The 20,617-nt window shown below is 55.9% G+C and carries 21 protein-coding genes; 14 read left to right on the forward strand and 7 right to left on the reverse strand.

Annotation, left to right across the window (positions count from 1 at the left end; translation table 11 throughout):
- The first annotated feature begins 19 nt into the window (after positions 1 to 19).
- From pcoR to pcoE, 3 genes are all read left to right on the forward strand, one after another.
- On the forward strand, positions 20 to 700 hold the full coding sequence (gene pcoR / locus ACJBF3_RS14295; protein WP_045327195.1) for a copper response regulator transcription factor PcoR: 681 nt from the start codon (positions 20 to 22) through the stop codon (positions 698 to 700).
- On the forward strand, positions 697 to 2,097 hold the full coding sequence (pcoS, locus tag ACJBF3_RS14300; protein ID WP_001211180.1) for a copper resistance membrane spanning protein PcoS: 1,401 nt from the start codon (positions 697 to 699) through the stop codon (positions 2,095 to 2,097). Before pcoR ends, pcoS begins: the two co-directional genes overlap by 4 nt.
- Positions 2,098 to 2,314: 217 nt before the next feature.
- Positions 2,315 to 2,749 (forward strand): copper resistance system metallochaperone PcoE, encoded by a 435-nt coding sequence (gene pcoE, locus ACJBF3_RS14305; protein ID WP_000723069.1) that lies wholly within the window; start codon positions 2,315 to 2,317, stop codon positions 2,747 to 2,749.
- Between the two features lie 370 nt (positions 2,750 to 3,119).
- Here pcoE and ACJBF3_RS14310 read toward each other — a convergent pair whose 3' ends face one another.
- Positions 3,120 to 4,058, reverse strand: coding sequence for an NAD(P)-dependent oxidoreductase (locus tag ACJBF3_RS14310; RefSeq protein ID WP_045327193.1), 939 nt, complete (start codon positions 4,056 to 4,058; stop codon positions 3,120 to 3,122).
- Positions 4,058 to 4,750 (reverse strand): RraA family protein, encoded by a 693-nt coding sequence (locus ACJBF3_RS14315; protein WP_045327192.1) that lies wholly within the window; start codon positions 4,748 to 4,750, stop codon positions 4,058 to 4,060. Before ACJBF3_RS14315 ends, ACJBF3_RS14310 begins: the two co-directional genes overlap by 1 nt.
- 169 nt (positions 4,751 to 4,919) lie before the next feature.
- Here ACJBF3_RS14315 and ACJBF3_RS14320 point away from each other — a divergent pair, with 169 nt between their 5' ends.
- Entirely contained in the window at positions 4,920 to 5,657 is a 738-nt protein-coding gene (locus ACJBF3_RS14320) for an IclR family transcriptional regulator (RefSeq protein WP_045327191.1), read from the forward strand.
- Positions 5,658 to 5,694: 37 nt separating this feature from the next.
- Here ACJBF3_RS14320 and ACJBF3_RS14325 read toward each other — a convergent pair whose 3' ends face one another.
- Complete coding sequence (locus ACJBF3_RS14325) at positions 5,695 to 7,029, reverse strand: MFS transporter (protein WP_045327189.1); 1,335 nt, start codon at positions 7,027 to 7,029, stop codon at positions 5,695 to 5,697.
- A 327-nt stretch (positions 7,030 to 7,356) separates the two neighbouring features.
- On the opposite strand from ACJBF3_RS14325, the gene ACJBF3_RS14330 reads away from it, so the two are divergent.
- Positions 7,357 to 8,382 (forward strand): TerC/Alx family metal homeostasis membrane protein, encoded by a 1,026-nt coding sequence (locus ACJBF3_RS14330; protein ID WP_045327187.1) that lies wholly within the window; start codon positions 7,357 to 7,359, stop codon positions 8,380 to 8,382.
- Between the two features lie 83 nt (positions 8,383 to 8,465).
- Here the strand turns inward: ACJBF3_RS14330 and ACJBF3_RS14335 are convergent, their stop codons facing one another.
- Positions 8,466 to 9,125: an HAD family hydrolase gene (locus ACJBF3_RS14335; protein ID WP_072265755.1), complete on the reverse strand. Its 660-nt coding sequence runs from the start codon at positions 9,123 to 9,125 to the stop codon at positions 8,466 to 8,468.
- Between the two features lie 238 nt (positions 9,126 to 9,363).
- On the opposite strand from ACJBF3_RS14335, the gene ACJBF3_RS14340 reads away from it, so the two are divergent.
- Positions 9,364 to 9,891, forward strand: a complete 528-nt coding sequence (locus ACJBF3_RS14340) for an NlpC/P60 family protein (protein ID WP_045327185.1) — start codon at positions 9,364 to 9,366, stop codon at positions 9,889 to 9,891.
- A gap of 5 nt (positions 9,892 to 9,896) precedes the next feature.
- Here the strand turns inward: ACJBF3_RS14340 and ACJBF3_RS14345 are convergent, their stop codons facing one another.
- Together ACJBF3_RS14345 and ACJBF3_RS14350 are read right to left on the reverse strand one after the other, a co-directional pair.
- Positions 9,897 to 10,691, reverse strand: coding sequence for an SDR family NAD(P)-dependent oxidoreductase (locus ACJBF3_RS14345; protein WP_045327183.1), 795 nt, complete (start codon positions 10,689 to 10,691; stop codon positions 9,897 to 9,899).
- A 32-nt stretch (positions 10,692 to 10,723) separates the two neighbouring features.
- Complete coding sequence (locus ACJBF3_RS14350) at positions 10,724 to 11,605, reverse strand: LysR family transcriptional regulator (RefSeq protein WP_045327180.1); 882 nt, start codon at positions 11,603 to 11,605, stop codon at positions 10,724 to 10,726.
- A gap of 99 nt (positions 11,606 to 11,704) precedes the next feature.
- Here ACJBF3_RS14350 and ACJBF3_RS14355 point away from each other — a divergent pair, with 99 nt between their 5' ends.
- From ACJBF3_RS14355 to arnF, 8 genes are all read left to right on the forward strand, one after another.
- Positions 11,705 to 12,211, forward strand: coding sequence for a phenolic acid decarboxylase (locus ACJBF3_RS14355; RefSeq protein ID WP_045327178.1), 507 nt, complete (start codon positions 11,705 to 11,707; stop codon positions 12,209 to 12,211).
- A gap of 452 nt (positions 12,212 to 12,663) precedes the next feature.
- On the forward strand, positions 12,664 to 13,803 hold the full coding sequence (arnB, locus tag ACJBF3_RS14360; RefSeq protein ID WP_045327177.1) for a UDP-4-amino-4-deoxy-L-arabinose aminotransferase: 1,140 nt from the start codon (positions 12,664 to 12,666) through the stop codon (positions 13,801 to 13,803).
- Between the two features lies 1 nt (position 13,804).
- Complete coding sequence (gene arnC, locus ACJBF3_RS14365) at positions 13,805 to 14,788, forward strand: undecaprenyl-phosphate 4-deoxy-4-formamido-L-arabinose transferase (protein ID WP_045327174.1); 984 nt, start codon at positions 13,805 to 13,807, stop codon at positions 14,786 to 14,788.
- Positions 14,785 to 16,767 (forward strand): bifunctional UDP-4-amino-4-deoxy-L-arabinose formyltransferase/UDP-glucuronic acid oxidase ArnA, encoded by a 1,983-nt coding sequence (gene arnA / locus ACJBF3_RS14370; protein ID WP_045327172.1) that lies wholly within the window; start codon positions 14,785 to 14,787, stop codon positions 16,765 to 16,767. Before arnC ends, arnA begins: the two co-directional genes overlap by 4 nt.
- Positions 16,764 to 17,666, forward strand: coding sequence for a 4-deoxy-4-formamido-L-arabinose-phosphoundecaprenol deformylase (gene arnD, locus ACJBF3_RS14375; RefSeq protein ID WP_045327170.1), 903 nt, complete (start codon positions 16,764 to 16,766; stop codon positions 17,664 to 17,666). Before arnA ends, arnD begins: the two co-directional genes overlap by 4 nt.
- Positions 17,663 to 19,318, forward strand: a complete 1,656-nt coding sequence (gene arnT / locus ACJBF3_RS14380) for a lipid IV(A) 4-amino-4-deoxy-L-arabinosyltransferase (RefSeq protein WP_045327168.1) — start codon at positions 17,663 to 17,665, stop codon at positions 19,316 to 19,318. The genes arnD and arnT overlap by 4 nt, the downstream gene beginning before the upstream one ends.
- Positions 19,315 to 19,653 (forward strand): 4-amino-4-deoxy-L-arabinose-phosphoundecaprenol flippase subunit ArnE, encoded by a 339-nt coding sequence (gene arnE, locus ACJBF3_RS14385; RefSeq protein ID WP_072265753.1) that lies wholly within the window; start codon positions 19,315 to 19,317, stop codon positions 19,651 to 19,653. Before arnT ends, arnE begins: the two co-directional genes overlap by 4 nt.
- Positions 19,650 to 20,042 (forward strand): 4-amino-4-deoxy-L-arabinose-phosphoundecaprenol flippase subunit ArnF, encoded by a 393-nt coding sequence (arnF, locus tag ACJBF3_RS14390; protein ID WP_045327165.1) that lies wholly within the window; start codon positions 19,650 to 19,652, stop codon positions 20,040 to 20,042. The genes arnE and arnF overlap by 4 nt, the downstream gene beginning before the upstream one ends.
- On the opposite strand, the gene acpT is transcribed toward arnF, so the two are convergent.
- A complete protein-coding gene (gene acpT / locus ACJBF3_RS14395) occupies positions 19,987 to 20,607 on the reverse strand; it encodes a 4'-phosphopantetheinyl transferase AcpT (RefSeq protein WP_045327162.1) in 621 nt (206 codons plus the stop codon). The two genes, arnF and acpT, sit on opposite strands and share 56 nt — an antisense overlap.
- Positions 20,608 to 20,617 lie beyond the last annotated feature (10 nt).

Raw genomic sequence — 20,617 nt, forward strand, 5'->3', positions numbered from 1 at the left:
TCATATCAGCGAGTTGACCATGCAGCGTATTTTAATCGTTGAAGACGAACAAAAAACAGGTCGTTACCTGCAGCAGGGACTGGTTGAGGAAGGCTATCAGGCCGATCTCTTTAATAATGGCCGCGATGGTCTCGGGGCCGCGTCGAAGGGACAGTATGATTTGATAATACTGGACGTGATGCTGCCTTTCCTCGACGGGTGGCAAATCATCAGCGCACTGAGGGAGTCCGGGCACGAAGAACCGGTCCTGTTTTTAACCGCAAAGGACAACGTGCGGGACAAAGTGAAAGGACTGGAGCTTGGCGCAGATGACTACCTGATTAAGCCCTTTGATTTTACGGAGCTGGTTGCACGTGTAAGAACCCTACTGCGCCGGGCACGCTCGCAGGCCGCAACAGTCTGCACCATCGCCGATATGACCGTTGATATGGTGCGCCGGACCGTGATCCGTTCGGGGAAGGAGATCCATCTCACCGGTAAAGAATACGTTCTGCTTGAGTTGCTGCTGCAACGCACCGGAGAAGTGTTACCCAGGAGTCTTATCTCGTCCCTGGTCTGGAACATGAATTTTGACAGTGATACGAATGTGATTGATGTCGCCGTGAGACGTCTGAGAAGTAAAATTGATGATGACTTTGAGCCAAAACTGATCCATACCGTTCGCGGTGCCGGATATGTCCTGGAGATCAGAGAAGAGTGAGGTTCAAAATTTCCCTGACCACACGCCTGAGCCTGATTTTTTCTGCGGTGATGCTTACGGTATGGTGGTTATCAAGTTTTATCCTGATTAGCACCCTTAATGGCTATTTCGATAATCAGGACCGCGATTTTCTGACAGGTAAACTTCAGCTCACCGAAGAGTTTCTTAAAACAGAGACGTTCAGGAACAAAACGGATATTAAGTCATTATCAGAAAAAATAAACGATGCGATGGTGGGGCACAATGGCTTATTCATTTCTATAAAAAACATGGAAAATGAAAAAATTGTTGAACTCTATGCCAAAAATTCTGTTGTTCCAGCGGTCCTGCTTAATAAGTCGGGTGATATTCTCGACTATATGATCCAGACGGAAGAAAATAACACCGTGTACCGCAGTATCTCGCGGCGGGTTGCCGTGACGCCGGAACAGGGTAAAAGCAAACATGTCATCATTACGGTTGCCACGGATACTGGGTATCACACCCTGTTTATGGACAAACTCAGTACCTGGCTGTTCTGGTTCAATATCGGTCTGGTCTTTATTTCTGTTTTTCTGGGCTGGCTGACCACACGTATTGGTCTGAAACCGCTACGGGAAATGACCAGTCTGGCTTCCTCCATGACCGTACACAGCCTGGATCAGCGTCTAAATCCCGATCTGGCTCCGCCGGAAATCTCTGAGACCATGCAGGAGTTCAATAATATGTTTGATCGCCTGGAGGGGGCATTCCGGAAACTGTCAGATTTCTCGTCTGACATCGCGCATGAGCTGCGCACACCAGTCAGTAATCTGATGATGCAGACGCAGTTTGCACTGGCTAAGGAAAGGGATGTTTCGCATTACCGCGAAATTTTATTCGCTAACCTGGAAGAACTGAAAAGGTTGTCACGAATGACCAGTGACATGCTTTTTCTGGCACGTTCAGAGCATGGTCTGCTGCGGCTGGATAAACATGATGTGGATCTGGCAGCCGAACTGAATGAATTACGTGAGTTGTTCGAGCCCCTGGCAGACGAAACAGGAAAGACAATCACGGTTGAAGGAGAGGGCGTTGTTGCCGGAGACAGCGATATGCTCCGACGTGCTTTCAGTAACCTGCTTTCCAATGCAATCAAGTATTCTCCCGATAACACCTGTACAGCGATACACCTTGAGCGTGACAGTGACTGTGTGAACGTGATGATTACGAATACGATGTCCGGCCAGGTTCCCGCTAATCTGGAACGTTTGTTTGACCGGTTCTATCGCGCAGACTCATCAAGGTTCTACAACACGGAAGGCGCGGGGCTGGGATTATCAATTACAAGGTCGATCATTCATGCTCACGGCGGCGAGCTGTCAGCAGAACAGCAGGGGCGTGAAATTGTGTTCAAAGTGCGCCTGTTAATGGATTAATCCCGTTGTTCAGGAGAAACCTGGAAGGTGACAAAATTGTCATCATTCAGTCACGCGATAAACAGAGGCGGTTTTTTATAATTATTCATAAATCAGGAGCAGCGTGATAACACAATCACCTGGTTCCTGGAGTGATGATTAACCCGCCCTGAGATCAACTGCTTTCTCTGTTATAAGCCATTGATTGTTTGGGTATGTAAACACCGGAGACCCAACCATGAAAAAGATTCTCGTATCATTTGTTGCCATTATGGCTGCCGCTTCATCTGCCATGGCTGCAGAGACAATGAACATGCATGACCAGGTAAATAATGCACAGGCACCTGCCCACCAGATGCAGTCATCTGCTGAAAAAAGTGCAATTCAGGGAGACAGCATGACAATGATGGATATGAGCAGTCACGATCAGGCCGCAATGTCCCATGACATGATGCAAAACAGCAATTCTGCTGCCCACCAGGACATGGCTGAAATGCATAAAAAAATGATGAAAGCTAAACCCGGAGCTACCAACGAAACAGCAAAGTCATTTTCTGAAATGAGCGAGCATGAGAAGGCCGCAGCTGTACATGAGAAGGCGAATAATGGTCAGTCTTCCGTTGTTCACCAGCAGCAGGCTGATAAGCATCGCAGTCAGATCACCCAGAATTAACCCGCAGCTCCACTTGTTAGACCCTCATTTGACGCCGAAGTCACTGGCTTACGCTCCCGTCCGGGAGCGTTTTTTTTCCCATATATCAAACTTTAACTCTGAAGAGGTGGAAGTATCTGACCAACACTGTCACGTAACGCCAGATAACTACAAAAACACCTTTTTCCTCCTGTAAATTGCAGTTCCTGCAAGAACATCAAGGCATAATGTTGGAACAGCGTGTGATACACACTTAGCATCATGTTTTGTATGTGTTTTTTTAAAACTTTACAACTTTAAAGTCTTTTTCATGTTAAAGGAGACAACTTTAATGTCTCTACACAGCAGAAGACAAGTGACCTAAGCGCGCTGCCACCCGTCGCGGTTGGTTTTACGGGGTGACGGTGGTGGCGTCCGTCACGGCCAGAATATTGCTCGCGGCCACGGTTCCCATCTTGATATATGACGCTGCGCTAACGCCGCCAATATGAGGTGAAATAACCACGTTTTCTACGGACTGCCAGACGTGCGGCGCCGTTAGCGGCTCATGGGTAAAGCTGTCCAGCGCCGCGCTGTGCAGCGTGCCGTCCCGGAGCGCCGCCAGTAACGATTCATCGTGGATCAGTCCGCCGCGTGCCGTATTCACCAGAATGGCATTCCGCCTGCAGTGGGCGAGCGTCTGGCTATTGATCATCCCCCGATTCTCATCGGTCAGCGGGCAGTGCAGCGAGATGACATCGGCACGGGAAAGCAGCCCGGTCAGCGTTTCGGCGCGTTCGCACACGGCAGGCATGGATTTAGCATAGGGATCGTAAGCCAGCACCTTCATGCCGAAGGCGTGACCAATATTCGCCACGCGCGAGCCGATGGCACCCAACCCGATCAGCCCTAACGTGAGGCCCTCCAGTTCAATGGATTTATGCGTTGCCTTATCCCAGTGCCCGTCGCGCAGCCGCTTGTCCATAGGCACCACGGACTTTGCGCAGGCGAGGATCAGCGCCCAGGTGTGTTCAGCCACGGCCGCCGCGTTTGCGCCCGGCGCAGCGCGAACGGCGATGTTGCGCTCGGCCGCTGCCGCCTGGTCTATCACATCGATCCCGCTTCCGTGCTTGGAAATCACCTGCAGAGCCGGGGCGGCATCCATGACGTTCGCGGTGATCCTGCCGTAACGCACCAGAATCGCCACGGGATTATGTTGTTTACACAGCGCGATCAGATCATCTTCCGTGGGCTGGCGACCTGCAAACACCACCTCAAAGCCCTGTAACATCTCCATCGCCTGCTCCGCCAGGTCGCTTCCGGTAACCAGAATAACGTCTTTGCCCCCCATCACAGCGCCTCCCCGTCAGCTAACATCCCCGCCTGGCGAAGCGCGTCATCAAGCCAGTGCGGACGCAAATCGCCTTCACGGATGGCGACAAGACGCCGGGTCTCCATCTCCAGCTTTCCTTTTGCCCGCGCGATAACCTCCTGAACCTCACCGCGCGGGATGACGACCACGCCGTCGATATCCGCAACGACCAGATCCCCGGCCTGAACCGTCGCCCCGGCGACCGAAATGGGATGATTAACCCGGCCAGAAATTAACTTTGTCGGGCCGCAGGGGTTCAGGCCGGCAGAGAAGACGGGGTAGTCACCTTTGCTCAGGGTATCGGCATCACGTACAGCGCCGTCAATAATGATGCCCGCAATGCCGCTCGCCCGGGCCTGAGTGGCCATGATTTCGCCAAGCAGCGCGCAGCTCAGGTCACCTTTGCCATCGACGACCAGGACATCGCCGGGCTGTGCAACCGCCATCGCGGCATGAATCGCCAGGTTATCACCCGGGCGAACTTCAACGGTGATGGCCGGACCCGCAACCTTCATGTGGGGTGCAAGCGGTTTGATACGGCCATGAAGCGTACCGCGGCGACCGGCCACGTCGGCCAGAATCGCTGCCTGATAATCGGCAGCCCGACGAACATCCTCAGCAGAGACGCGTTCGAACTGGCGGTTAATCGGTTGTTTTTCAGAAACGGACATGAATGCCTCCATATTGTTTTACTGTGTACAATGCAGGTGTACAATACAAAACAACTATAGCGGTGTTGCTTTCCTTTTAGCCAGACCCGAGGCAGCGTTTGTGATGTAAACACGAAGTGACTCACAAAATTTGAGGTACACTCACTGCCGGGCTAACAAGGAGATAATGATGGGGAATGAAGGCGTTGTAGCGGTTGAAAAAGCGCTGGCTTTACTGGATTGCTTCCGTCCAGGTGAAGAGAGCCTGACGCTGACCGCGCTGGCACAGCTGTCGGGTTATCACAAAACCACGGTTTACCGCTTGATGAATTCTCTGGAACGGATGAATTACGTCGTCAGGCATGAAGACGGCAATTATGCGCTTGGCCCACGTCTGCTATACCTCGGCAAGCTGTACGAACAGTCCTTCCATCTTTCCCGTGTGGTGCAGCCAGAGCTTCAGGCCTTATCCCTGGCGTCTGAGGAGAGTGCCAGCTGGTATGTGCTGGAAGGAGGGCAGCGTCTTTGCCTGTTTCGCGCTGAAGCGTCGCATGGCCTGCGACACAGCAATCTTCCCGGCAGCCAGTTTCCACTCGATGATTCGGCCATCAGTAAGGTATTGCGTCATTGGGGGCTGAACGAGAGCCTGCCGGAAGGCGATGCTGAACTTCCTCTCTACACGTCAGGCGCGCGCGATCCCCATACCGCGGCGTTCGCGTTGCCTGTCTTTGGCGTTCACGACAAGCTGGTCGCGGCGTTAGCCCTGACCGGCCCCATCTCACGGCTGACGGAAGATCGCCGTGAGAAGGAGATAGGCCAGTTGATGAATGCGGCTGCCAGCCGTCTGTCGCAGAAAATGGGGGCGAGTAAAGCCTTCTGCACGCAGTTTTATGGTGAAACGAGCGATACGACGGAAGAGAACGCCTGACGGGCAAAGCGGGACAGGCGTCCCGCTCTGGTTTTGACTAGTTTGTGACCTGCTTTTTATGCACGCCTGCGTTGCGCGCCTGACGCCCCATCACCAGCACCGCGATACCACCCGCTACGCACAGCCCAGCCAGAGGAAGCATGGCAAGGGTACTGCTGCCCGTATGCTCATTAATAATGCCGTAAGCATTGACCATCACCGCACCGCCAATAAGGTTGGCGATGGCCCCAATCGCGGCGAGGCCTGCGGCGGCTGAGGTGCTGCTCATCCAGCCAGATGCCAGCGCCCAGAACGGTCCCTTCATGGAATAAGCACCGATCAAGATGATACTGAGTATCACAATCGTGGCAAACAGTGATGCATTCATGAACGCGGCAATGACGCCCGCTGCAATCATGAAGAGCGTCAGCGCGGTATGCCAGCGGCGTTCGTTGGTCCGGTCAGAACTTCGTCCCCAGACAATCATCAGGACGGACGCCAGACCGTAGGGGATGGCGTTGAACAGACCCGTCTCCAGATTATCGAGATGAAACGTTTTGAGCAGCTGAGGGGACCAGACGCTGATCGTTGTGCCCGCTGAAGATGCGCCCGCGTAAATCAGCGCCATCAGCCAGATTTGGCGATGCTTCAGCAGCTGCCATGTTGTCTGATGGCCGATATTTTTTTGCTGCTGACGTTCACTCTCGAGCGTGGTTTCCAGCCATTGTTTCTGTTCACTGCTAAGCCAGTTCGCCTGATGAGGGCGATCGCGAAGAATAAACCAGGCGACAATGCCCAGCATGACGGCCGGTAAGCCTTCAATAATAAACAGCAGATGCCAGCCGCGAAGGCCCAGCCAGCCATCAAGGGACAAAATCAACCCGGAGAGCGGGGAGCCGATGAAGTTGGCGAGCGGGATGGCGACCATAAAGGACGCAATAATGCGTGCGCGGTAGCGGGAAGGGATCCACCAGGTCAGATACAGCACGACGCCCGGAAAGAAGCCCGCCTCTGCAGCCCCGAGAAGAAAGCGGACGATATAAAGCGAAGTTGTGTTTTGCACCAGGGACATACACATGGAGACGATGCCCCAGCTGATCATAATGCGCGGGATCCACAGCCGTGCCCCCACTTTCTGCATGGCCAGGTTGCTGGGCACCTCAAACAAAAAATAGGCCACAAAGTAAAGACTGCTCGCGAAGCCAAACGCCGCTTTGCTGAGGCCAAGGTCCTCATTCATCTGCAGCGAAGCCATGCCGATATTCCCGCGATCGATAATGGAAACCAGGTAACTGACAATCAGAAACGGGAGAATACGCCAGATCACCTTCCGCATCGTCTCTCGTTCTATGTCCTCATTGGCGGTGGCGCCATTACGTAAATGTTCTGTCATTGTGTCCTCGCAGGGTTTCTTATTGGTTTTATCAGGTACAACTAAGTTTTATTTAACAAAACCACTATAGCGGCGGTGCATTCTTTTTATCCAGTTAATGGCAGGTTTAAATGATGTAAATAAGAGGTAACTCACAGATAGAACGGGTTACGCAAAGCGTCCAAACGACAGATGCGCCACCCCACGTTGTGAGGTAAAGTACACACCTTGCGCGGCCCTGGCGCTGCGGTTTTGAGGGGGGATGTGAAGAAACAGCCCACCCTTTTTCTCTGCTGGTTGACGCCAGCCTGCATGGTGTTGTTCTTTGCCTCTATAAAAGGGTTATGTATGTCTGCTGCTCATCTCGGTTTCCCCACGGAAACCGTTGTTGTCTTTGTGGTGATGGCCGCTGGGGCGATGTTTATCGACCTCTTTATGCACCGTCACGACAAGCCCATCTCGCTGAAAAGCGCCGCCATGTGGTCTCTGTTCTGGGTCATGATGGCGATGGCGTTCGCCGGGTTCCTGTATGTCCACCACGGTGCCGAGATGGCAAGCCTGTTCCTCACCGGCTATGCGCTGGAAGAGGTGCTTTCCGTTGATAACCTGTTCGTCATGATGGCGATCTTCGCCTGGTTCGGCGTGCCGGATAAGTACCGCCACCGCGTCCTCTACTGGGGCGTGCTGGGGGCGATTGTCTTCCGCGGCATCTTTGTGGCTATCGGCACCAGCCTGTTAAGCCTGGGGCCGTACGTTGAGGTAATTTTCGCGCTGGTCGTCGGCTGGACGGCGGTGATGATGCTCAGACGCAATGAAGAGAGTGACGAAGTCGAAGATTACTCCGGTCATCTCGCCTATCGCCTGGTGAAGCGCTTCTATCCGGTGTGGCCGAAAATCAGCAGCAACGCCTTTCTTCTGACGCAGAAAGAGGTGGATGCGGAGCTTGAGAAGCCGGAAAACCAGGACGTGATGGTGGGGCGCGTGAAGAAGGCGAAGCGCTATGCGACGCCGCTGCTGCTGTGCGTGGCCGTTGTCGAGCTCTCTGACGTGATGTTTGCCTTTGACTCCGTGCCGGCCATTATTGCCGTGAGCCGCGAGCCGCTGATTATCTACAGCGCCATGATGTTCGCCATCCTCGGCCTGCGTACGCTCTACTTCGTGCTGGAAGCGCTGAAGCAGTATCTGGTGCACCTCGAAAAAGCCGTGGTGCTGCTGCTGTTCTTTGTGGCGTTCAAGCTGGGGCTAAATGCCACCGATCACTTCTGGCATCACGGTTACAGCATAGGCGCGACGGCCAGCCTGTTTGTGGTGTTGGGCGTGCTGGCGCTGGGGATTATCGCGAGCGTGATGTTCCCGGGAAAACGTACTGCCTGATGTCTCGTCCGGTGGCGCTTCGCTTACCGGGCCTACGGATCGAATGTAGGCCGGGTAAGGCGCAGCCGCCATCCGGCAAAAGGCTACTTAATCGGTGAATTACGGCGCTTGCGCGGGTGATGGAAGTGCCGCCAGTGCGGATCCTGCGCCGCCGCCAGCAGCTCGTGGTCGCCGCGGGTATCCCCCCAGGCGCGCAGATGATAGGCGTTCAGGTCGCCATACACTTTTTCCAGCCTTGCCACCTTCTGGGCACAGCGGCAGTTATTGCCCGTGATACGTCCCGTCAGCTTGCCGTCTTTGACTTCCAGCTGCGTGCCAATCAGCTTAATGCCCAGCTTATCCGCCCAAGGCTGGAGCACCAGCGCCGGGGAGGCGGAACAGATGGTCACCTCCGCACCGGAATTTACCTCCGCCGCCACCGCCAGCACCCCTTCGGGGCGCATCAGCTTGTTCCAGTATTTTTCGCAAAAGGCTTCCGCCTGCTGGCGCAGCCAGTGCTCGTCGACGCCCGTCAGGAACGTTTTGATCAGCACTTCCTTCAGCTCGTCGCGCGTCAGCTTGCGACGCACGCAGTGGAGCGTGGGGAGCGCCATACGCACCAGGCGGCCCGCGAAGTAACGTTTCCCGAAGGCAAAACGCAGGAAAGGAATAAAGCTGTCGTGGTGCGTTAACGTCCCATCAAAGTCAAAGACAGAGAGCACGTTGGATTTTGCCACCGTCTCGTCGGCAATCATATTGGTCATAAATACGTCTTAGCTGAAATACACATTCTGGGGATCAGTTTACCTGCTTTACCTGGACAGTCCTTATATCACCACCATTTTTTTCGCGATCTTGCGATCTCAAAGTGAGTCCAATTTTGGTCTCGATAATAATTGGTGAAAAAACGAGCTGTCTATATTATCGCCACATCGCACGATTTTAGGGGAACCATTGGCCCCCACAGGTAAGGAAAAACTCACTCACTACTTCTTTCTTAATATGACTCTGAGATCGCTTATTTCAATCCTCACGTTAAGTTTTGCTTCGTTTTCTGCGTTCAGCTTTCAATTACCCGCGTCGATGTTATCGATGAACAGTGAACTGGCAGCATCGCCGGCGAAGTCTGCACTGCTGCATCAGGAATCCGGCCCGCTGCGCGCGCGTATTCTCGATCAATACCAGAAATGGAAAGGCACCCAGTATCGGTGGGGCGGAACCACGCATCGCGGGGTCGATTGCTCCGCGCTGATGCAGCACCTGTTCAGCGATGCGGCGCACCTTGATTTGCCGCGCACCACGCGCGAGCAGATCCATCGGGGCGTGCAGGTGGCGCAGTACCGTCTGAAAGCCGGCGATCTGATCTTCTTCCAGACGGGCCCAAACCGCCAGCACGTCGGCGTTTACATAGGCAATAGCCAGTTTATTCACGCCTCAAGCAGCCAGGGGGTAACGGTCTCAACCCTGACGGATGATTACTGGCAAGCGCACTACATTACCGCTCGTCGCGTCGCGGGCAGTGCGGCCTGACAGCATCAGATGATGTCATCTACCACGCCACCGTCGACGCGCAGCGCCGCGCCCGAGGTGGCGGAGGCCTGAGGCGAACAGACATAAATCACCATATTGGCGACCTCTTCCACCGTGGCCGCGCGCTGGATAACCGAGCTTGGGCGGTTGGCCATTACAAACTCTTTCGCCAGCTGATCCAGCGATTTGCCGGTTTTCTCGATTTCATCTTTCATCATCTCAGCGAAACCGTCAGACATCGTCGGGCCCGGCAATACGCTGTTGACCGTTACGCCGCTTCCGGCCACGAATTTCGCCAGGCCGCGCGCCAGCGAGAGCTGCGCCGTTTTGGTCACGCCGTAGTGGATCATGTCCGCCGGAATATTGCAGGCCGACTCGGAGGAGATAAACACCACGCGCCCCCAGCCTTTCTGCACCATGCCCGGCAGCAGGGCGCGGGAAAGACGCACGCCGGACATCACGTTGGTTTGCCAGTATCGTTCCCAGGTCTCATCGTCGGTGGCATAGAAATCCTGAGGACCGTAAATCCCGGCATTGTTAACCAGGATATCGACGTTGTTCGCCACCTTCAGAAGCGACTCAACCCCTTCAGGGGTGCTGAGATCGGCAATCGCGGCCCGCACCTGCACGCCCGGCACCACCTGCTGTAGCTGCTGAATCCCTTTATTCACCGATTCCGTGCTGCGGCCATTGACGATCACTTCCGCACCGCTTTCTGCCAGCCCTCTGGCAATGGCGAACCCGATCCCGCCGGTTGAGGCGGTGACCAGCGCCACTTTCCCCGCAAAGTCGATTTTCATCATCTGCTCCCTATCGTTTTAACGTTCGGACATTAAAGCGTAGCAGGTGAGGATGGCGGCTCCTGGCTAAAAAGGCGCAGCAGCGTCTCAACCTGCTCATCAAGCGGGGCGAGGGTACGCTTAACGATCAGGTGTAGCGGCGTTGCCCTGCGTGCGCCGTGGCTCAGCGGCAGGCGTTTCAGAACGCCCTGATCCAGCAGAGTCTGGATGCGTTCCTCTGGCAGCCAGCCGTAGCCAACCTGAGAGACGACGGCCTCGATGGCGGCGTCGATGGTGGAGAAGGTCCACGACTCGCCGGCAGCAGGCGCGGCGGGCTGGCTGTCCGCAATCTGGATGAGCGGCCACGGGCGAAGCATCTCATCATTTAGCGGCGCGTCGAGGTGAAAGAGGGGATGCTGGTGATGGGCCACGGCAACAAAGTCGATATTCATCAGCCATTCGCCAAGCCCGGTCATGTCCTGGCGGCGGGTTAAGATCATCACGTCCGCTTCGTCGTTCAGGGTGTCCACGCGGCTATTTTCCAGCACCTCGGTGAGATGCACCTGGGTTTGCGGATACCGCTGCTGGAATTGTCTTAAAATCGCAAACAGCCTGCGGCGGGGAAAAATACTGTCTACGATCAGATCGATTCGGGTTCGCATACCGCTGCGCAGCGTCGCGGCGCGCGTCTCAACGTAAGAGAACGCCTTAAGCAGCGGTTTCACCTGATTCAGCAAGAATTCTCCAGCGGGCGTGAGGACGGCCCGTCTCCCTTCCACTACCAGCAGCGCAACGCCCAGGCGCTCCTGCAGCAAAGAGAGGTTGTAACTGACGGAAGACTGGCTGCGGTGCGTCTGTTCTGCCGCTTTGGCAAAACTCCCGGCCTCGACCACTTTTTCAAGTAATGACCACTGTTCAAGGGTTGTTTTATGCATGACATATCTAATTTTTGAATTAATTTGATTCAAACATAGCGTTATTAATTCATTTTTTGAAGGGGTACGATACGTTCATCAAAACAAAGGAGACACATTATGAGCAACTTCGACAAACATGACTTAAGCGGCTTCGTCGGCAAACATCTGGTTTATACCTACGATAACGGCTGGAACTACGAAATTTACGTCAAAAATGAGAACACCCTCGACTACCGTATCCACAGCGGCCTTGTGGCAAACCGTTGGGTGAAAGATCAGCAGGCGTACATCGTCCGCGTTGGGGAGAATATCTATAAAATTTCCTGGACCGAGCCAACCGGCACCGACGTGAGCCTGATTGCGAACCTGGGCGACAAACTGTTCCACGGCACCATCTTCTTCCCGCGCTGGGTCATGAACAATCCGGAGAAAACCGTCTGCTTCCAGAACGATCATATTCCGCTGATGAACAGCTATCGCGATGCGGGCCCGGCATATCCAACGGAAGTGATTGATGAATTTGCCACCATCACCTTTGTACGCGACTGCGGTGCAAATAACGAAAGCGTGATTGCCTGCGCCGCCAGCGAACTGCCGGATAATTTCCCTGCTAATCTTAACTAAGCGCGACAGTTGAATCCGCGACAATTCAAATTAATAAAAAGTTCCCGGAGGAGGACGGAATTCCCGCCCAAACTTCCGGGATTTTTATTTTGGTTGAGTATCCATTTACTTTTCTTATAATTTTAATGTAAACGAAATGAAATAATAGATTTACTGCTGTGAGTCACCCCACAAAAAATAAAAAAAATAGCAAAATTCACTATCATACTGTTGTAAAACGACTTCTTATTCTTTTTCCTGTGCTGTTACTCCCCTGCTTATCCCCTGTCTTAATTTTTTCCTAAGAAAACGACGCTACTTTTGCTTCAGTTGATGGTTTGTTGACATAACTGTTATAGCGACTTAATTTTATTTGGTCTTTATTTAATAACCATCTTGCATGATCCCATTGAGCTGCCCATTACGACAGCGCAGTAAAAGATGACGCCTTTAATACAGCAAGGAAATTAATAATGAGTGATTTTCTGCCTTTTTCGCGACCGTCGATGGGCGCTGAGGAAATTGCGGCGCTTCAGGACGTTTTGATGTCGGGCTGGATCACCACTGGGCCTAAGAATCAGGAACTCGAAGAGGCATTCTGTCAGCTTACCGGGAATCAACACGCGATTGCCGTCTGTTCAGCCACCGCAGGCATGCACGTCACGCTGATGGCGCTGGATATTGGCCCGGGCGATGAAGTCATAACCCCTTCCCAGACTTGGGTCTCCACGCTGAATATGATCGTGTTGCTGGGTGCCACGCCGGTCATGATTGATGTGGACAAAGACACATTAATGGTGACGCCAGAAGCCGTTGAAGCCGCTATTACCCCGCGTACCAAAGCCATTATCCCCGTTCATTATGCCGGTGCGCCGTGTGACATCGACGCTATTCATGCCATTGGTGAACGTCACGGTATTCCGGTGATTGAAGATGCGGCCCACGCCGCCGGAACGTACTACAAGAACCGCCATGTGGGCTGGAAAGGGACAGCGATTTTCTCCTTCCACGCCATTAAAAATATGACCTGCGCGGAAGGCGGCCTGGTGGTCACCGATAACGCGCAGCTGGCACAGCGGATCCGCAGTCTGAAATTCCATGGCCTGGGCGTAGACGCCTATGATCGCCAGACGCACGGCCGCGCGCCGCAGGCGGAAGTGATCGCGCCGGGCTATAAATACAACCTGGCAGACATCAACGCCGCGCTGGCGCTGGTGCAGTTAGGCAAACTGAAAGAGGCCAACAGGCGCCGTGAGGAAATAGCTCAACGCTATCTGCGGGAGCTTGCCGATACGCCGTTCCAGCCGCTCACCATTCCGTCATGGCCGCACGTGCACGCCTGGCACCTGTTTATTATTCGCGTTGACGAAGCGCGCTGCGGGATTTCACGCGACAACCTGATGGCGGCGCTGAAAGAGAAAGGCATTGGTACCGGTCTCCACTTCCGCGCGGCCCACACCCAAAAATACTACCGCGAGCGTTTTCCTGATGTATCGCTCCCGAATTCTGAATGGAATAGCGCGCGTATTTGTTCTCTCCCTCTTTTCCCGGACATGACTCATGACGACACAACCCGCGTCATTACCGCACTCCATCAGCTCGCAGGACATTGATATGTTCAGTGCACCGCCTGTACAAAAAGTTTCCGTGGTAATCCCGGTTTATAACGAGCAGGAGAGCCTGCCCGAACTGATCCGCCGCACAACGGCCGCCTGCGACACGATGGGCAAGGCTTACGAAATTCTGCTGGTGGATGATGGCAGTAGCGATAATTCCGCTCAGATGCTGACAGAGGCCGCGCAGGCTGAAGGCAGCCATGTCGTTGCCGTGCTGCTCAACCGCAACTACGGCCAGCACTCGGCAATTATGGCGGGGTTCAGCCACGTCACGGGCGATCTCATCATCACCCTGGACGCTGACCTGCAAAACCCGCCAGAAGAGATCCCGCGCCTGGTGGCCAAAGCCGACGAAGGCTATGACGTGGTCGGCACGGTCCGTCAGAACCGTCAGGACAGCCTGTTCCGCAAGCTGGCCTCGCGTACCATCAACCGTCTGATCCAGCGCACGACCGGTAAAGCGATGGGCGACTACGGCTGCATGCTGCGCGCCTACCGCCGCCATATTGTCGATGCCATGCTGCATTGCCACGAGCGCAGCACCTTTATTCCGATTCTGGCGAATACCTTTGCCCGTAAGGCAACGGAAATTCCGGTTCTGCACGCCGAGCGCGAGCACGGGGAATCGAAGTACAGCTTTATGCGTCTCATCAATCTGATGTATGACCTCATCACCTGCCTGACCACCACGCCGCTGCGTCTGCTGAGCGTTTTCGGCAGCATTATCGCGCTGGCGGGCTTTGCGATTTCTGTCCTGCTGGTGGTACTGCGCCTGGTCTTTGGCCCTCAGTGGGCGGCGGAAGGGGTCTTCATGCTCTTTGCCGTGCTGTTTATGTTCATCGGCGCCCAGTTTGTCGGAATGGGCCTTCTCGGTGAATACATTGGCCGTATCTATAACGATGTTCGCGCGCGTCCGCGCTACTTTATTCAACGTGTTGTCCGTCAGGAACACAAAGCATCTCAAGAGGAAATTCACCCATGAAAGCTGTTGTATTTGCGTATCACGATATGGGGTGCACGGGCACGCTGGCCCTGCTGGAAGCGGGCTATGACATTGCGGCAATCTTTACCCATCCGGACACGGCCGGAGAGAATAACTTTTTCGGATCCGTGGCGCGTATCGCCGCCGAGCGCGGGATCCCGGTCTATGCGCCGGACGACGTTAACCACCCGCTGTGGGTAGATCGCATTCGCGCGCTCGCGCCTGACGTGATTTTCTCGTTCTACTATCGCAACCTGCTTTCCGATGAGATCTTAGGCCTGGCCGCAAAAGGCGCCTTTAATCTTCATGGTTCTCTGCTGCCAGCCTACCGTGGCCGCGCCCCGCTGAACTGGGTGCTGGTAAACGGTGAAACGGAAACCGGCGTCACGCTGCACCGCATGGTGCATCGTGCGGATGCGGGGGCTATCGTGGCGCAGCAGAAAGTCGCTATTGATGCGGACGAGACCGCGCTGCAGCTGCACCAAAAGCTGAACGCAACGGCTCAGACGCTGCTGCGTGATGCCCTTCCCGCCATCCTGAGCGGCACCTTCAGCGAGACCGCGCAGGACGAGAGCAAGGCAAGCTGCTTTGGTCGCCGCACGCCGGAAGATGGTCGTCTGGACTGGAACAAACCGGCTCGCCAGCTGCACAACCTGGTGCGCGCCGTGACCGATCCGTGGCCGGGCGCGTACAGCTTTGCGGGCGTAAGCAAATTCATCGTCTGGAAATCCCGCGTGCGTGACGACATTCCTGCCGCGAAACCGGGCACCGTCGTCTCCGTCTCCCCGCTGGTAGTGAGCTGCGGCGAGCAGGCGCTGGAGATCGTTACCGGACAAACCGACAACGGTCTGTACGTTCAGGGCACTCAGCTGGCGCAGTCCCTGGGCCTGGTGGCCGGTGCGCTGATCACCAGCGCACCGGTGGTTGCCATCAAACGCCGCACCCGCGTGCTGATCCTCGGCGTGAACGGCTTTATCGGTAACCACCTGACCGAACGTCTGCTTAAGGACGATAACTACGAGATTTACGGTCTGGATATCGGCTCCGATGCCATCAGCCGCTTCCTCGACAACCCGCGCTTCCACTTCGTGGAAGGGGATATCAGCATCCATTCCGAGTGGATTGAATACCACATTAAGAAATGCGACGTGGTGCTGCCGCTGGTCGCCATCGCCACGCCAATCGAGTACACCCGTAACCCGCTGCGCGTGTTCGAGCTGGACTTCGAAGAGAACCTGAAGATCATCCGCGACTGCGTGAAATACGACAAGCGCATCATCTTCCCGTCCACCTCTGAAGTGTACGGCATGTGTACCGATAAGAACTTCGATGAAGACACTTCCAACCTGGTGGTCGGGCCGATCAACAAACAGCGCTGGATTTACTCCGTTTCCAAACAGCTGCTGGACCGCGTGATTTGGGCCTACGGTGAGAAAGAGGGCCTGCGCTTTACCCTGTTCCGTCCGTTCAACTGGATGGGCCCGCGTCTGGATAACCTGAACGCGGCGCGTATCGGCAGCTCCCGTGCGATCACCCAGCTGATCCTGAACCTGGTCGAAGGCTCGCCGATTAAGCTGATCGAAGGCGGCAAGCAGAAGCGCTGCTTCACCGATATCAGCGACGGTATCGAAGCGCTGTTCCGCATCATTGAGAACAAAGATAACCGCTGCAACGGTCAAATTATCAACATCGGTAACCCGGACAACGAAGCGAGCATTCGCGAGCTGGCCGAGATGCTGCTGGCCAGCTTTGAGCGCCATCCGCTGCGCGATAAGTTCCCGCCGTTTGCCGGTTTCCGCGAAGTGGAAAGCAGCAGCTACTACGGTAAAGGCTATCAGGACGTTGAGCACCGTAAGCCAAGCATTCGCAACGCGAAGCGCTGCCTGAACTGGACGCCGACCGTGAAGATGGAACAGACCATTGATGAAACGCTTGATTTCTTCCTGCGCACCGTGGAGCTGTCGGAACAGGTCTCATGAAAAAAGTCGGTTTGCGCATTGATGTCGACACCTTCAGGGGAACGCGTGACGGCGTACCCAAACTGCTGGAACTGATGAACAAGCACGACGTGCGTTCAAGCATTTTCTTCAGCGTGGGGCCTGACAACATGGGACGCCATTTATGGCGTCTGATTAAACCGGCATTTCTGTTCAAAATGCTGCGCTCGCGCGCAGCATCTCTCTACGGCTGGGATATTTTGCTGGCCGGCACCGCCTGGCCCGGCAGACGCATCGGCGCGGGTAATGAAGCCGTTATCCGTGAGGCGGCGCAGCATCATGAGGTGGGTCTGCACGCCTGGGATCACCATGCCTGGCAGGCCTGGGCGGGCGTCTGGGATATCCCGCGCCTGTCCCGTGAGGTTGAGCGTGGGATGCTGGAGCTGGAGGCCATTATCGGCCAGCCCGTGCGCTGTTCCGCCGTGGCGGGATGGCGCGCGGATCAGCGCGTCGTGAAGGCCAAAGAGGCCTTCGCGTTTCGCTACAACAGCGATTGCCGCGGAACCGGGCCCTTTTTGCCGCTGTTAGGTGAAAATCGCTACGGTACGGTGCAAATTCCGGTCACGCTTCCCACCTGGGATGAAGTGGTCGGGCGCGAGGTGAAGGCCGATGAGTTCAATCGCTTCATTCTGGACCGCATTCATCGTGACGCCGGTACGCCGGTGTATACGATCCATGCCGAAGTTGAGGGGATTGCGTATCAGCATGATTTCGACGAGCTGCTGACGATGGCCGCTCAGGAGGGCATTGAATTCTGCCCGTTGAGCGAGCTGCTGCCAAACGACCTCAGCACCCTGCCCGTGGGCAAAGTTGTGCGTAATGAAATGGCTGGCCGGGAAGGCTGGCTTGGCTATCAACAAACCGTGAGTCCGGTCCCATGAAAACAGCCCGTTATGGCTTAGCGCTTCTCGCACTGTTTATCGTTTACTACCTCATTCCTGTCGATGTCCGCCTGCTGTGGCAGCCTGATGAAACCCGCTATGCGGAAATCAGCCGCGAAATGCTGGCCTCCGGAGACTGGATTGTCCCGCATTTTCTGGGGCTGCGTTACTTTGAAAAACCGATTGCTGGCTACTGGATCAACAGCATCGGGCAGATGCTCTTCGGGCACACGAACCTCGCCGTGCGCGCCGGGTCCATTTTCTCCACCGGGGTTGCGGCGCTGCTGGTGATCTGGATGGCCTGGCGTCTCTGGCAGGATAAGCGGGTAGCCATTTTCTCCGGCCTTATCTTCCTGACCCTGTTCCTGGTGTATGGCATCGGCACGTATGCGGTGCTGGATCCCATCATCACCCTGTGGCTGGTGGCGGCGATGTGCAGCTTCTGGCTGGCGTCCCAGGCGCAAACCGTGGCCGGAAAAGCGGGTGGCTATGTGCTGCTCGGGCTGGCCTGCGGGATGGGGGTGATGACCAAAGGCTTCCTGGCGCTGGCGGTACCGGTGATTGGCGTGCTGCCGTGGGTGATTGCCCAGAAGCGCTGGAAAGAGGTGCTGATTTTTGGCTGGCTCGCGATCCTGAGCTGCGTGCTGATTGTTCTGCCGTGGGGGCTGGCCATTGCGCAGCGTGAGCCTGACTTCTGGCGTTACTTCTTCTGGGTTGAGCATATTCAGCGTTTTGCCCAGAGCGACGCGCAGCATAAAGCCCCGTTCTGGTACTACGTGCCGTTCCTGATTGCGGGCAGCCTGCCGTGGCTGGCGCTGCTGCCCGGCGCGATTCGTCTCGGCTGGAATGACAGACAAAGCACGGGCGGTGGGTTCTATCTGCTGGGTTGGGTGGTGATGCCGCTGCTGTTCTTCAGCATCGCTAAGGGCAAGCTGCCGACCTATATCCTGCCGTGCTTTGCCCCGCTGGCTATCCTGATGGCTCGCTATGCCTGCCTCGCGGCGGAAAAGGGCGCCAAAGCGTTACGCATTAACGGCGGGATTAACCTGGCGTTTGGCGTTATCGGCGTGGTGGCGGCGCTGGTGGTCTCGCCGTGGGGGCTGACCAAGCATCCGGTCTGGACCTCGGTCGAACTGTATAAAGTGTTCTGCGCGGTGGTCGCGTTCCTCGTCTGGGCGGCGGTAGGCTGGTTTACGCTCAGGCAGAGTCAGCAGCGGTGGTGGCTGGCCGCGCTGTGTCCTGCGGGCCTGGCGTTGCTGATTGGTTTTGCCATTCCTAACCTGGTGGTGGATTCCAAACAGCCGCAGTCGCTGGTCGACACCGTGCGCGAGCCGTTGCAGGACAGCCGGTTTGTGCTGACCAATAACGTGGGCGTGGCCGCGGGCCTGGCGTGGGAGCTGAAGCGCAATGACATCACGATGTTCGATCAGAGCGGCGAGCTGCGCTACGGGCTGGCTTATCCTGATGCGAAAGATCGTTTTGTCGATAAAGATGACTTCGCGCAGTGGCTGGCGACGCATCGTCAGCAGGGGCGCATCTCGCTGGTAATTCTCCTGTCAAAACAGGACGAACTGGCGCGCGCAAATCTGCCAGAGCCGGATAGCCTGTATATACAGGGGCGTCTGGCCTACCTGCAGTATCTGCCGAAGTGATGACCTGGATCTGGCTGATCCTGGCAAGCCTGCTCAGCTGCGCTGGGCAGCTGTGCCAGAAACAGGCTACCCGTCCGGCGAAAGCCGGGCGGCGTGGGGCGCATATCGCGCTGTGGCTTGGCCTGGCGCTGATGGCGCTGGGCTGCGGCATGCTGGTCTGGCTGGTGGTGCTGCAGCGCCTGCCCGTCGGCATTGCTTACCCGATGCTGAGCCTCAATTTCGTCTGGGTGACGCTGGCGGCGAAGGTTTTCTGGCGTGAAAACGTCGCGTCACACCACTGGCTGGGGGTCGGGTTGATCATCATTGGGATTGTCGTTCTGGGAGGGAGCCTGTGAAAGGAACGTTCTGGGCGTTATGCAGCGTGCTGTTGGTCAGCGCGGCGCAGCTGCTGCTGCGCGATGCCATGCAGGCACTGCCGCCGGTCAGCGATGTTCTGGCGCTTATTTCCGCGCTGTGGCACTTCTCATCCGGCACCGGCGCGCTGCTGTTAGGGTTGATAGGGTATGTGGCCTCCATGGGCTGCTGGTATCTGGCGCTGCACCGCATGGCGCTCAGCAAAGCGTATGCCTTGCTGAGCCTCAGCTATATCCTGGTGTGGGGTGCCGCGATCCTGCTGCCGGGCTGGGAGGAGCGTTTCTCCTGGCACGGGCTGGTGGGCGTGGGATTCATTATTCTGGGCGTGTTAACGATTTTTCGGCCAGCACGTCGTCAGCAGAATGGATGATCCCGGCGCTGAGTTCAAAAGGCGTCGCGGTACAGACCGCAAGACTCAGCGAGTCTATCCGGCAGTGGCTGACCGAGTGAAACGCGCTGGCGGTACTGTCAATGCTCACCATTTGCCAGGCGTGGCCGCCGCACTGCTTAACGATCGCTTCCTTCCGCGTCCAGATGCGCCAGAATGCCGTAAGCTGATGCTCTGGCGTTTCCTTTTCCAGCTCTTCGTGCTCGGCGCCGCTGAAGACGGCATTGGCAAGCGTGCGCCAGTTATCCTGCGGGCGAATACGCTCCAGGGAACAGCCCACGTTACCTTCGTCACTGATAATTAACGCAATGTCATCTTCCGAGTGGCTAAGGCTGAACCACAGCGGAAAGTCGCCGGCAAAAAGGGGCTTCCCCTGTTCGTTGTGGATAATCTCCGGGAGCGACGCCGGGGCCAGCAGACGCGAAAGCAGCCCGCGACCTGCCAGCCAGCGCGCGCGCTGGGTGCCTTCCGGCGCGTGTCGGGAGAGCGCGTCAGCCCAGCGGCTGGTGCTCAGCGAGGAGATTTTTCCCAGAAAAACCTGGTACATATAACGTCTG

Source organism: Enterobacter sp. PP-008-ECC_S150, from assembly GCF_045257065.1.
Lineage (GTDB): Bacteria > Pseudomonadota > Gammaproteobacteria > Enterobacterales > Enterobacteriaceae > Enterobacter > Enterobacter chengduensis.